Origin of the sequence: Olivibacter sitiensis DSM 17696 (assembly GCF_000427965.1) — a bacterium.
GTDB classification, from domain to species: Bacteria; Bacteroidota; Bacteroidia; order Sphingobacteriales; family Sphingobacteriaceae; genus Olivibacter; species Olivibacter sitiensis.
Map to the genome: position 1 here is coordinate 29,733 of NZ_ATZA01000008.1, position 13,306 is coordinate 43,038.

A 13,306-nucleotide genomic window follows, 5' to 3' on the forward strand; every position below is an offset into this window, starting at 1 on the left:
ATTTAAATCGCAGATGTTATGAAAAGATATTTAAAATCATGGCTGGCCCTTTTATTCCTCCTGGTAGGTTTGGGTGCCTGTAAGAAAGATAATTTGGATGCGCTGGGGCAATGGGAGTTTACAGGGCCCGTCCTGTCGTCACCGGCGGCCGATACATCCATCGTACTGGACAACGAGAACCCCCTGGCTAACGTACGGTTCCAATGGGAGAAGGCCGCCACTAGCCAACGCTTCAACATTACCTACAAGGTAGTGCTGGTACATCCCGACAGTACGACGGTCAACGACCCCTGGCTATCCGTCAGTGCGGCCAACAACGGGGCGGCACGCTATGCAAACATTACCAATAAGGTCATTGATGAGGCCTTGGCGGCCCAAGGCTATGAAGTAAATGACGAGGTGCCACTCAAGTGGGGCGTGGTGGCCGAGGCCTTGGGTAGGCAGGTGTTTGGCTTCCTGCCCTTGACCATCACCCGACTGGAAAGGGAGGAAATACCGGAAAACCTTTACATAGCCGGGGCGGCGACCGAGGTCAATACCGATGTCAGCAACGCCATCCGGATGAAGCCTATCCGGAAACAGGACGGGTCCGGTACGGGTATTTTCGAAATCTATACCTCCCTGCAAACAGGAGGAGGATTCCGTTTCTATGCCCAGCGAAGCGCCCAAGGCAGGGTCATTGGCGGAAGCAATGGCACCATCAGGAACAATGGTGAGGCCATCACCGTCAGTGAGAGTGCCACGTACCGCATCCGTATAGACCTGGAGGCCAATACCTATTCGCTGCTCAAGATAGACAAATGGAGCATCGTGGGCAGTGTGATTGCCGATGGTTGGGGAGGCGATGAACCTTTGGAATACCAGGGAGGCGGTATATGGAGAAGCTCGGTCAATCTGCTCGATCCTGCTGGCGAGGATGCCCGTTTTATATTCAGGGCCAACGGCGATTGGGACCTGGGGATGAAAAGGGTAGAGTCTACGGCCAACACGGTGCTGATGGAAAATGCGGCCGAAGAGCTTGGCTTTGCGTTGGAGGACATTCCCCTTACGAGCTTTGGCAGGCATATCGTCACCTTGGATCTATCTGCCGAAGGTTACACCTACCAGATAGAGCAGGACAATAGCGTGGAAACGCCCACTACCACACCTGACAGGCTGTTCCTGATTGCCGATGGGGAAGCAGCCGTGGAATTTACAAAGGATGGCAATCGTTTTACCAGCCCCAATTTCATACCCTTGCAGGCCGGAAAGCCGTATTATTTCAGCGGCAGCGAAAATGGCTCCGGCCAACGGTACACACTGAGCGGCACGCTTGGCCTGGCCGACGATTTGAGTGCCGATAACGTACGCGGTAACGTGGAATTTGGTGTCAGCGACAATCCGTTCCAGGTGAACCAGGACCAGGCATATAACATAACGGTCGATTTTGGTGAGGCTAGTTTGGCGTGGAGGTTCTACAATATCAAGTTGTTCCATTGGGACGATTGGGAGGCCCGTAGGGAGTTGCGGATGAACTATGTTCACCCCCTGCAGTTTGCGCTGACGGCCGATCTGAACGCAGGGTACAACTCCAAGTTCATATCGCCCTGGGATGTAGAATTGAGCAGTCCTACGCCTACGGCCATGGAGGGGCAGTTGACCTCCGACGGACAGGATATCAAGGCAACGGCCGAATCTGGTAGTTATGTGGTTCGTATTGTCGTCAACGCAGACTTTAACGGAGGAACGTATCAATTTGAAAAGCAATAATGTATAATAAGAAATATAGAACCAGGTTTTTGGGAAGGTGTTTGATCGCCTCCTCAAGAGCTTGCCATCGCATGATAAGCGGTTTGGCTTTATTTTCCATAATTGGATTCTTGGTAGCCTGTCAAGCGACTTCGGAGCAGCAAATCCAAGCCTACTACACCAAGGGCGATAGGAGCGCCCTTTTGGAACCGATGGGCGAGGTGGCCGTATTCGGTCAAGAGAGAGAGGCCCATGCCGTGACCATTACCGTAGATAGCGATAGCACGTTCCAGGCCATGGATGGCTTTGGTTATACGCTCACCGGCGGCAGTGCCGATCTGATCCATGCCCTGCCCGAAGACATGCAGGACAGTCTTTTGCACGAACTGTTTTCAGACGGGGAAAATGCCATCCGTGTCAATTACCTGCGCATCAGTATAGGTGCCTCCGACCTGAGTGCCTCCGTCTTTACCTATGACGAAATGCCCGCCGGGGAAACGGATCCCGAGCTGCGGCATTTTACCATGGATAAGGAAAGGGAGTCCTTGATACCCGTCCTGAAAAAGATCGTGGCTATCAACCCCGCCATCAAGATCCTCGGCTCCCCCTGGACGGCCCCTACCTGGATGAAGACCAATCAATCGTTCAAGGGCGGAAGCCTCAAAGAGGCCTATTACCAGGCCTATGCGGATTATTTCGTGAAATATATCCGGGCAATGGCCGATGAGGGGATTTCCCTGGATGCCATTACCATACAAAATGAGCCCCTGCACCCCGGCAACAACCCAAGCATGTACATGGAGGCACAAGAGCAGGCAGACTTTATTAAGACAGCTCTGGGCCCTACGTTTGAGCGGGCTGCAATCCGTACCAAGATCATCGTGTACGATCATAATGCCGATCGGCCAGATTACCCCCTGCACATCCTGCAAGATCCGGAGGCGGCCAAGTATGTGGATGGATCTGCCTTTCATCTCTATGGGGGGCAGATATCGGCCCTTTCCACCGTGCATGAGCAGTTTCCCGAAAAGCATATCTATTTCACGGAGCAATGGGTGGGCGGCCCGGGCAATTTTGCCCAAGACTTGCAATGGCATATATCCACCTTGATCATTGGAGCAACCAGAAACTGGAGTCGCAATGTGCTGGAATGGAACCTGGCTGCCGATGCGCAATACGGGCCGCATACCGATCAAGGGGGCTGCACTTCCTGCCTGGGTGCCATCACCATTCAGGATGGGGAGGTACAGCGCAACGTGGCCTATTATGTCATCGGCCATGCATCCAAGTTTGTGCCGGATGGCTCCAGGCGCATTGCCTCCAACCTGGTGGAAGCTTTGCCCAATGTGGCATTCTTGACCCCCGAAGGCAAAAAAGTGTTGATTGTCATCAATACGGGCAAGGAGGATCAAGCATTTCAAATTGCCCATGCGGGCAAAGCGACAGCTGTCCAGCTTAACGCTGGCGCAGTCGCTACTTATATTTGGTAATCTATTGATATCGAAAGACCATGGATAATAAAATATTTCTTTCATTTGCCTTTTTGGCGGTTGCTTGTACGCCATCCGTTAAGCAATCGGAGCAAAAACAGGCGGCGAAAATAGCTATAAGCAAAAGACAGGTGGAGCTCATCGTGACTGCCAAGGATAGTAACTGGCGGCTGACCACCGTAGATACCCTGCAGTTCCGACCATTGGCTCAACCGGTGGAGACCGATGTCGTGGTGTTCGTAGATCCCGCAAAGACCTTTCAGGAAATGGTGGGCATAGGCGGTGCCATTACCGACGCCTCGGCAGAGGTATTTGCCGAACTGCCCGAAGCGAAAAAGCAGGAATTTCTTCGGGCTTATTATGACAAAGAGCGGGGTATCGGCTACAGCTTGGCTAGGACAAACATCAACAGCTGTGATTTTTCCAGTGGCAGCTACACCTATGTGTCCGATGGCGACAGCACATTGAGCAGTTTTGATATTGCGCACGACAAAGCTTTCAAAATTCCGCTCATAGAGGCGGCTAGGAACGCGGCGGGAAACGACCTGCCCTTGTTCGTCAGCCCTTGGTCTCCGCCCGCCTGGATGAAAGACAATAAGAACATGCTTCAGGGAGGAAAGCTGCTGCCACAATATAGGGGGGCATGGGCAGCCTACTACATCAAGTTTATACAGGCTTATGAGCAACTTGGGATTCCCGTTTGGGGCCTTACCGTACAAAATGAGCCCATGGCCACGCAGACTTGGGAATCGTGCCTCTACACAGCAGAAGAAGAAAGGGATTTTATTAAGGAATACCTCGGGCCAGCCTTGCACAAGGCGGGTATGCAGGACAAGAAACTGATAGCTTGGGATCACAACAGGGATTTGCTATATCAAAGGGCCAGTACCGTACTCCATGATCCGGAAGCGGCCAAGTATGTGTGGGGCATCGGTTACCACTGGTATGAAACGTGGACTGGTGCGGGCAACAACTTTGAAAGCATGCAACGCGTGAAAGAGGCATTTCCCGATAAGCAATTGATCTTTACGGAAGGGTGTATCGAGAAGTTTGATCTGACAGAAGTAAACAGCTGGCGATTGGGCGAGCACTATGGCAAGAACATGATACACGATTTCAACAACGGTACCGCTGCTTGGTGCGATTGGAATATCCTATTGGACGAAAAAGGCGGACCAAACCATGTGGGCAACTTTTGCTTTGCTCCCGTCCATGCCGATCTACGTAGCAAGGAGCTCATCTATACCAGCGCCTATTATTACATCGGTCATTTCTCTAAATACATCAAATCGGGAGCCAAGCGCATCGTGAGTTCGCCCAGTCAGGATCGCCTGTTGAGCACTGCGTTTATCAATCCAGATGGAGGCATCGTGGTGGTGGTCATGAACCCTACGGATGATCCTATTGATTACAAATTATGGATAGATGGGGCGGCAACGGACGTGAAGGCGGCGGCGCACTCCATCGGCACATTGTTGCTGTAGCTGCTTGATAGAGGGACTCGATCCCTGTTAGAAATTATCAATCAGCACGTTTTTGAGCGAAGATTGGGCCAGAGCGTCAAGCGATCCATTTTTGGACTCCTTTACCCCCTTGAGGTCATAGGTTTTACCCTTTGACCTCACTTTAATCCCCACGGTTCCATCGGTTTCGTAGATACAGTAAGATGCATCTTGATTCGTAAATGTCACGGTGTTTAGGTCTCTGTCATAGGTGATTTTTCCATAGGTCATCTCTTGTTTTTCCTCGTCATAAAAAGGCTGCGGATAATAGAACTCAATACTTTCGTCAGGACGTTGGAGGGCATAGTATATCACTTCAGATTCGGCAAATAAGAGCACTTTCTTTTTACTTTTTTCCAGATCGAATGAAAAAAGCACTTCCATGGCATCATTATAGGGAAGAAAAAGCTGTTCGCTTACGGTAGCTTTGTCATTCTCCCATTCTGTATTTGTCACTTCCACAAAATACGGTTCGCGATTGGAAGCCCCTTCTTCAACGACCTTTATCACCCTCGGTTCGTTATTGACGACTTTAAATTCCGAAAATTGATGCCAACAACAGCCGCTTTTGGTCATGGTATGGATAGTTTTGGTCGTATAATCCACTTGAAACAGTCCGCAATATTCATTTGAAAGCACCGAAAAGCTTTCACTGAAATGGAATTTGCCATTTCCGTCCGCTAGGTAAATGTCGAAAGATGGCCCACCATAGCAACTAGCATAGCCGTTCATCAAAGCAAAGTCTTCCTCCTCGTCAAAGTTGAAATCTGCATAGATCAGCACACTTTGACTGCCATAGGGCAATTCGTGAATATTGGGAATGGCTTCATTTTTATCATTGATCAGGTAATCGGGAAAATCGAAAGTGCCTGCTTCTAGCACGATATTATTCGTGCTTTTGTCGTATATCCTGATCAGGTAATCTGGAACGCTTCCCTCTTCTTCATAAACCGAAGGGGTACTGCTAGGGATTTGTTCCTTGTTTAGATCAATGAGTGCATAGTATTTATCCGAAAAATCATGAATTTTAATCGGAAATTCCAATTGTGCATACAGATTGCCAGAAGTACACAGAGCGATAATATAAAACACAAAAAATTTCATTCGTAAAATCATTAATTGATTTTACGAATCTACAAATCTTTACCTAGCATAAATTCCCTGCTTTCAGGGATTTTTACCTATATCTCATATGCCACCCTTGCAAACTTGTTCCTGTACTCAATGGGCGTAAGCCCCGTAATCTTTTTAAATAGATCCCTAAAGGCTTTTGTATCCGTATAACCCACATCCAACATGATTTCAGTTACATTCTTCCTCGATGCTTCAAAGAACTTTTTGGCGGCTTCTACTCTTACTCTTTGTATATAGTCTATAGGGGTATTGTTGGTGGCTTCTTTAAATTTCCGTTCAAAAGTCCGACGGCCTGTATTAATTAGATTTGCTAAAGTTGCTATGGATATTTTATTATGATAGTGCTTTTCGATGTAATCCTGTACTTTTTGAATGTCATCATCACCGTGATTCCGTTGACCTTTGAATATCGCGAATTGAGATTGACTATCCCTTCCAATATCTAATGCAAAATATTTTGAAATCATGATTGCTGTTTCTCTATCCGCAAACTTTTCAACCAGGTACAATATTAAATTCCATAAACTGCTTGCCCCACCGCTGCTGTAAATATTATCGTGTTCTGTGATGATCGCCCCATCTTCTACCTGCACATCGGGGTATCTTTCTTTAAATTCGCTAACATGGGCCCAATGTGTCGAGCATTTCTTACCATGGAGTAAACCCGTTTCGGCCAAAAGAAAGGCGCCGACACACAAACTGGCGAGACTTGAACCTTTCTCGTGCAATTTTTTAAAATACGGTATCGCTTCTGCATTGGCCTCAATCCCTTTGGCAATATCGCCAAACGTGGGAGGTATGATCAACAAGTCCGTTTCGGTCACCTCTTTAAGCAACCTATTGGTTTTTATCATGTATTCGCCATTGTTGGCAGGTACATATTCTTGCAGGCCCACGTACTCCACTTCAAAGATGGGCTTTTTGCCAAATGTGGTTAAAAACTCATTGGCGGTATGAAAGGTTCTGAATGGTGGTGTAACGGCTTCAATTACCCCATACTCTGGTACAAAGACAGAAATCTGCATAGCAACGAAAGTATTAGGCCGCAAGGTAAAAAATAGTTTTGTCATAATTCACCCCTAATTTGTCGTTTTCACAACAGCTACGATCTTGTATCCTATCGTAATTTTGAATTGTAAATTTAATGCACAAAAAATAAAAACAATGGCACCAGTAACAAGAATTATGGTAGAAGCAACAGCAAATGCTCCCGTAGCAAAAGTTTGGAAGACTTGGAATACACCAAGCGACATTATGCAGTGGAATACCGCTGATCCCAGTTGGCATACCCCAAGCAGTGAAAATGACCTGCGCGTAGGCGGTAAGTTTAAGAATCGGATGGAGGCGAAAGATGGCAGTTTTTGCTTTGACTTCGAAGGCATTTATGATAAGGTAGAGCTGCATAAGGAAATTACTTATATCATGCCTGACGGGAGAAAAGCTACTACCTTGTTTACGGCGCAAAATGGTAAAACCGACATAAAAACCACCTTTGATGCTGAAACGGAAAATGATCCTGAATTTCAGAAACAAGGATGGCAAGCTATCTTGGACAACTTTGCAAAATATGTTGAATCAACTAATTTATAATATTACTAAAATGAAACCTGCCATGTCAGCGCCTGGACCAAGGCGATGAATTGCAGGTTCCATGAGGCCGTTAAAAAACAAATTATTTTCGAATGAAAAAGAAAAGAACAATCTTCTGGGTGGCAACGACCATCATCATCCTTTGGGAAGGTGTCATGCCACTTAGCACCCTGCTGTTTGCACCGCAGCAGGCGACCGTCGGTACAAAGCCTTTGGGCTATCCCGATTATTTTGCCTATACGCTTATCATCTGTAAAGTACTCGGCGTAATAGCGATCTCCTTTCCAAAAATACCGGCTAAGTTAACCGAATGGGCATATGCGGGGCTTACCTTTAATTTGATCTTTGCATTCATCAGTCATGCCTATGTAGATAAAAACATCGGCTTTATGCTCATGCCACTGGTGGTGTTGGGCATCCTGGCCGTTTCTTACATTTATAACCGTAAAATCCAGACCAATGGCTAAGACAAATTATCAAACCATTGATGAGTATCATCAGGCATTTAGCGATGAGTCATTGGCGCGGATGCAGACCATCCGAAAAATCATTCACGAAGTGGTGCCGGATGCCGCGGAAAGCATCAGTTATCAAATACCTTGTTTTAGATACCATGGCTATCTGCTATACTACTGCGCATTTCCCAAACATATCTCGTTATCGCATCCCTATAGTGCGGCATTTTGGGAACACTTCAAGGGTGATCTGGAGGGATATAAAACAAGCAAATCTATTATCCAGTTTCCAATGGATAAACCGCTGCCCGAGGCGCTTATCAGGAAAATCATCGCATTCCGGAAAAAGGAGAATGAGGAAAAGGCTAAATGAAATAATTAATTGATCACCACGTAAACTTTGACACAATGGAATTTGCAGTAGGAGGAAAGTGGCAAGCTTAAATCGGTTATGAATGTCTCCAATTATGGCAAATTGGTGAGCGCGGTTTTCATTACATTTTCCGGTAATTGCAGGAAAGCGCTCACCTATTACCATACCTGCTTTGGTGGTACATTGCAATTTGAAACTTTTGAAAAAGAACTACAAGGTTACACAGAAATGCCGGTCGTTAGTGGGGCGCTGGTTTCCGATCGCGTCTTGATCTACGGTTCGGACTTGGTACACAACGAAGGAAGAACACTTGGGAATTACATGTCTATTTTTCTACTTTGCGAAAACACGGACGACAGGCAGGCGCTGATTGAACAACTGAAACCTAATAAAAAGGATCTTTTTGCAGGATATTACGATGACCAAAAACTAGTTGAAATAACCGATGCGTTTGACGTGAGGTGGGTATTGGGTGTTTAACAATAGTTTGGCATCATCATCCCGCAAGAAGCTATAGGCTTTGCATATGCCCCCTTAGCTTGCCCTTTAAACGGAAAAACTCGCTAATTGTGGAATCTCGTTCTTGATGGGGGGATGAAATGAACCCATTGAACCCCTTTAAGGAGATTTTGAAGATAATTCGGAGCGTTTACAAGATCAGAAGTTGATAATTGATATTACTGTCCAACATGAATACTTAAATTAGGTAACTCGACTTGAAGTTTTACTTTTGCTTGCAATGCAGTAAAAACTCTCAATAATGTGTCCATGGTTACATTACTTGCATTGTTTTCAAGTCTGGAGATCTGAGCTTTCTGAACACCGATCAGTTTTCCCAATTCTTCCTGAGTCAAGTTACGTTCTTGTCGGGTTTGTCTAATTGCCTTACCTATTAAGTCCATTTGAAGTTCGTATTCAAATAAATCTCTTTCTACAGTCCCTATCTTTCCGATAAGTTCGTCCTGCACTTCATCTAACGTATGTGTTTTCATAATATTCTTGCCGACTTTATCCTCCTGCCAGGGAGTTTATGTTTATTTTTCGTTGAAGTACTTCGTCCTTAATTGTATCGCCCTTATAACTTGTGTATCTGGTACTTTACTTTGTTTCTTAATAAAACCGTGCGTTGAAACAACTAATGTATCAGACGAGGAAGTTTTGTCCCAAAATGCCAAAAGTCTATATTGAATCCCTTGATATAAAGTTCTAAATTCCCATATGTCATTATTTAGCTTTTTGAATAATTCGGGATCGTGTTCCGTTTGGGCCTTACGAATATTGTAAAGTATTTTCTCATAGTGTTTGCGTTCCAGTCCTCTTAAAAACGCGAAAGCCTCATCCAAAAATACAATTTCAAAACGTTTGTTCATTGATTTCACATCCTGAAACAAAGATAGCGAAAGTTTCATTATAACGAAACTTTTGGTTTTGTGTTTTTGATTTGCTAGAAACAGGATGCAAATTTCCGAAGAGATGCTATAAGTCAACCTATCAGCGAGAGGAAAAAGAACGATATTTCGCTGATTCAACGTAAAATTGTTCTAAACTTCTTAGTAAGATATGCCAAAATGTACCTTGAATGCTAGTAGCGGGAGGGCGAATCTCTTAATATAGTTAAAAACAGGGGCAATTTTTTAGCGTTGGTATATTAAATTGGCTTCAATCAAAATCAAAGATTCGCTACGCTCATCGTTCTTTTTCCGTTTAATTCTTTTGCCTGAGCACGCTCACAAAAGTCTTAAAACGAAAAAAAGCGACTTTTTACAGTCGCTCTTCAATCGGCGGAGAGTGAGAGATTCGAACTCTCGATACCCTTTTGAGGTATACACACTTTCCAGGCGTGCTCCTTAAACCACTCGGACAACTCTCCTTGAGTTCTTTTTTGAGGACTGCAAACATAGGAAAAATAGGATGTATATGCAAACACATTTTTTCTTGCCTGTTCCTGCATACCATACCATACCTGCCATCCGGCCGGTCTCAGGAATAGTCGCCCTGCTGCTTTTTGAAAGCCGATGGGCTAATGCCATATTTGTTTTTGAAGAGCGTGGCGAAGTAAGTGGGTGAAGAAAAGCCGGTTTGGAGAGCAACTTCGTTGATCGGAATATCCATTTTCAGCAAGTGCTTGGATTTCTTCAACCTACGGTTCACAATATAATCGTTCACGCTGCAGTCCAAGAGGACTTTTACTTTACGATAAAGCTGTACACGTGATATACCTATCTGTTTGCAGATGGCATCCACGCCAAATTTTGAATCGCCCAAATGCTGTTCCACCAGTGCCGACAAGTTGTTGAGGAAACGCCTATCGGTAGTGCTAATGCTTGCCCCGTCGGTATCGTTGCTTGGCACTATCTCACTTACAAAACGTTGTTTCAGCCCTTGCCTGTTAGCAATCAGGTTGTGAATGATGGTCTTGAGGTGATTCACATTGAATGGTTTGGTCAGATAGGTATCGGCCATAGACATCAATCCCTCATTGATCTGCTCTTCGGTGTCCATAGCAGAGAGCAAGATGATGGGAGTCGACGAAGTTCGGGTATCGTTTTTCAAACTTTTTACCAGTTCGATGCCGCTTTTGCCGGGCATTACCACGTCGCTGATGATGAGGTCAGGCACCTTACTAAATGCAAGACGCATCCCGTCTTCGGCGTTGGTAGCCGAATAGATTTGATAGGAACTTCCCAGGGTAGCGTGTAGAAACCGTAAAATTTCCTCATTGTCGTCAATGATCAGCAGTGCATGTTCTCTAGGCACGCCACCGTCGTCAATGCCTTGGTCAGCTGAGTTCAACGATGTGTGAAATAAGTTGGCCTCCGAAATGCCTTTTTCCTGCTTGTCTTTCTCTGGTGTAGATTTTTCCAGTTCACTTAGGTGAGCATCACCTACGGGGAGGCGCAGAGCAAAAGAAGTACCTTCATTCTCCTTACTGCTCACCGTAACGTTGCCATGATGCAGCTCAATGATATCTTTCACGAGTGCCAGCCCGATCCCAGAGCCACCCGTACTATATTCTCCTTGATAGAAGGGATCAAAAATATGCTCTATATGGGCTTTGTTAATGCCTTTTCCATTGTCTATCACGCGAATCACAAGATAATCTCCAAAGGTATTTTGTTGTATTCGTATGGTGATCTTACCATTCTTGGGCGTGAATTTAAACGCATTGGAGAGCAGGTTGTACATTACTTTCTCCATTAGGTCGGCATCGAACCAAAGATGGGTGATAGCACTTCTGTTCTCTATCTGTATGGGTATGTTCTTTTGCATGGAGAGCGGCTTGAACGACTGGGCGATTTGGTGCATAAATTTATACACATTCTGCGAAGAAGCCCTTAGCTTGAGCTTTTCGTTCTCCAGTCTTTGCAGGTCTATCAATTCCGACACGAGGTTGAGCAATCGCAAGGCATTGCGCTTTATCAATAGCAATTGATCCTTGGCACTTACGTTGAGCTCGCTAGTCCTTAGTAGCTCCTCAATAGGAGCCAGGATCAAGGTAAGAGGTGTTTTGAATTCGTGCGAGATATTGGTGAAGAAATTTATTTTTGCTTGCGATGCCTCTTTCACCCGATCGTTCATTTCAATAAGCTGTTGTTGCTGATTCCGAATTTCGGCATTCTGATGTTCCAAATGCTTGTTCTTGTCCCAATTGCTTTTCAATAGGTAAAAAGAGACCCCTGCGAATACGATGGCTAAGACCAGGCTCAGCACCAAGATATTGAGTACACTTTGTTGGTTTCTGTAGACTTTGGCTTGCTCATCTAGGAGTTTTTGCTGCTCATCAATATCTTTTTGCTGATTGTCGATGCGGTCCGCCTGCATCTTCATCAACTCCACGTTGCTAGAGTCTATCACCAGGGTATGAAGCATGTTGTCCCGCTGATAGGGCGTTTTTTGCAATATGGCGACAGCAGTCTGCACAGCTTCCTTCCCGCCAGTAGCATAAAGCATAGACGCACTGACGAGCTTTTTGGATATGTTGTCTAAACCATTTCCCTCGCCAGGAAGCGCATCCACCCCCACGATCGTGAGGTTTTTGGCCACTCCTTTTTCTTGCAGCGCTAGCCTCGTTCCAAGTGCCATTTGGTCATTGAAGGCAAATATGGCATCTGTATTGGCTAGTTTCTGCATATTCAGCGCTACCATTTTGCTTGCCGTATCCTTGAGCCACTGTCCGTTCAGCGAGGCGATTACCTGCATCTGGAGATGTGGTTTCAGCGCTTCGCGAAATCCCTTTTGACGCTCTATGGTTGCCGATGAGCCCGGCAGGCCGGTCACTTCTGCAACGCTGCCTTTTCCCCCCATTTTATGTGCTAGGTACTGACCGGCAAGGAAGCCTATGTTGTAATTGTCCGCTCCCACATAGGCATTATACAGGCCAGAAGAGGTCTTTCTATCGGTGACGATAACGGGTATGCCCTGTTGAAATACGGAATCGACTATGGGCGTTAGCGGCTGCGCTTCATTGGGAGAGATGATCAAGAGATCTATCCCCTCTTTTAGCAAGGCATTGACTTGTTCAATTTGCATCTCGTTACTTCCCCCGGCATCCATGTATATAAATTCTACTTCTGGATGAAAGGACAGTTCGCGTTTCATCTCCTTCAACATGGTCTCCCGCCAGGCATCATTGCCGATACATTGCGAAAATGCTATCCTGTACTTCTTTTCCCCCTTGTTTTGGGAGCATGAAGGAAAGAAAATACAACATATGGCGCAAAGTACTATAAGAGAAAAAAAACGATGCATAGATAGCCTGCCTTTAAAGTTTATTGGTGAAAGGTACAAATTTTTCTTTTTTTGAGCGGTCAGGCTCGGTGAAGTGTGTTGAAAATACACTATTCATCAAACTGCTCTTTATGGTTCAATATTTAAGGTTTATAATACAAAATTAAATTATCAAAAACTAATTGTTAAATTAAAGTTTTGTTTTACAGTGATTTATGGTTATGTAATATTTAGGTACATTTTTTAAATAATTTGAAACTATAGACCCTATAAAAAGTACGCGATCTGTCTACTTTAGCATCTATA

12 protein-coding genes and 1 tRNA gene are annotated in these 13,306 nt (G+C 45.4%); 7 read left to right on the forward strand and 6 right to left on the reverse strand.

The features are described 5' to 3' along the window. Positions 1-18: 18 nt before the first annotated feature. From A37S_RS0106065 to A37S_RS23750, 3 genes are all read left to right on the forward strand, one after another. Positions 19-1,749 (forward strand): SusE domain-containing protein, encoded by a 1,731-nt coding sequence (locus A37S_RS0106065; protein WP_028296216.1) that lies wholly within the window; start codon positions 19-21, stop codon positions 1,747-1,749. A gap of 71 nt (positions 1,750-1,820) precedes the next feature. After that, on the forward strand, positions 1,821-3,218 hold the full coding sequence (locus A37S_RS0106070) for a glycoside hydrolase family 30 protein (RefSeq protein ID WP_028296217.1): 1,398 nt from the start codon (positions 1,821-1,823) through the stop codon (positions 3,216-3,218). A 20-nt stretch (positions 3,219-3,238) separates the two neighbouring features. Continuing rightward, positions 3,239-4,702, forward strand: coding sequence for a glycoside hydrolase family 30 protein (locus A37S_RS23750; protein ID WP_051292770.1), 1,464 nt, complete (start codon positions 3,239-3,241; stop codon positions 4,700-4,702). A gap of 27 nt (positions 4,703-4,729) precedes the next feature. On the opposite strand, the gene A37S_RS0106080 is transcribed toward A37S_RS23750, so the two are convergent. Together A37S_RS0106080 and A37S_RS0106085 are read right to left on the reverse strand one after the other, a co-directional pair. Further along, positions 4,730-5,824, reverse strand: a complete 1,095-nt coding sequence (locus tag A37S_RS0106080; RefSeq protein ID WP_028296218.1) for an XAC2610-related protein — start codon at positions 5,822-5,824, stop codon at positions 4,730-4,732. 77 nt (positions 5,825-5,901) lie between these two features. Continuing rightward, positions 5,902-6,924, reverse strand: a complete 1,023-nt coding sequence (locus tag A37S_RS0106085) for a GlxA family transcriptional regulator (RefSeq protein ID WP_425414399.1) — start codon at positions 6,922-6,924, stop codon at positions 5,902-5,904. Between the two features lie 94 nt (positions 6,925-7,018). Here A37S_RS0106085 and A37S_RS0106090 point away from each other — a divergent pair, with 94 nt between their 5' ends. The 4 genes from A37S_RS0106090 to A37S_RS0106105 all read left to right on the forward strand — a co-directional run bounded on the left by A37S_RS0106090 (position 7,019) and on the right by A37S_RS0106105 (position 8,752). Next, positions 7,019-7,444 carry an SRPBCC family protein gene (locus A37S_RS0106090; RefSeq protein WP_028296220.1) on the forward strand — a complete coding sequence of 142 codons (426 nt, stop codon included), beginning with the start codon at positions 7,019-7,021 and terminating at the stop codon, positions 7,442-7,444. Positions 7,445-7,536: 92 nt separating this feature from the next. Further along, positions 7,537-7,911, forward strand: a complete 375-nt coding sequence (locus A37S_RS0106095) for a DoxX family protein (RefSeq protein ID WP_028296221.1) — start codon at positions 7,537-7,539, stop codon at positions 7,909-7,911. Further along, positions 7,904-8,272: an iron chaperone gene (locus A37S_RS0106100; RefSeq protein WP_028296222.1), complete on the forward strand. Its 369-nt coding sequence runs from the start codon at positions 7,904-7,906 to the stop codon at positions 8,270-8,272. Before A37S_RS0106095 ends, A37S_RS0106100 begins: the two co-directional genes overlap by 8 nt. Positions 8,273-8,350: 78 nt before the next feature. Beyond that, positions 8,351-8,752 (forward strand): VOC family protein, encoded by a 402-nt coding sequence (locus tag A37S_RS0106105; RefSeq protein WP_028296223.1) that lies wholly within the window; start codon positions 8,351-8,353, stop codon positions 8,750-8,752. A 197-nt stretch (positions 8,753-8,949) separates the two neighbouring features. On the opposite strand, the gene A37S_RS0106110 is transcribed toward A37S_RS0106105, so the two are convergent. From A37S_RS0106110 to A37S_RS0106125, 4 genes are all read right to left on the reverse strand, one after another. Continuing rightward, the gene (locus A37S_RS0106110; RefSeq protein ID WP_028296224.1) at positions 8,950-9,264 is read right to left on the reverse strand and encodes a helix-turn-helix domain-containing protein; all 315 of its coding nucleotides are present in this window, start codon (positions 9,262-9,264) and stop codon (positions 8,950-8,952) included. A 42-nt stretch (positions 9,265-9,306) separates the two neighbouring features. Further along, entirely contained in the window at positions 9,307-9,681 is a 375-nt protein-coding gene (locus A37S_RS0106115) for a type II toxin-antitoxin system RelE/ParE family toxin (RefSeq protein ID WP_245586326.1), read from the reverse strand. A 373-nt stretch (positions 9,682-10,054) separates the two neighbouring features. Further along, positions 10,055-10,142, reverse strand: a tRNA-Ser gene (locus A37S_RS0106120). 110 nt (positions 10,143-10,252) lie between these two features. After that, positions 10,253-13,021, reverse strand: coding sequence for a substrate-binding domain-containing protein (locus A37S_RS0106125; protein WP_084163773.1), 2,769 nt, complete (start codon positions 13,019-13,021; stop codon positions 10,253-10,255). Positions 13,022-13,306: the final 285 nt, after the last annotated feature.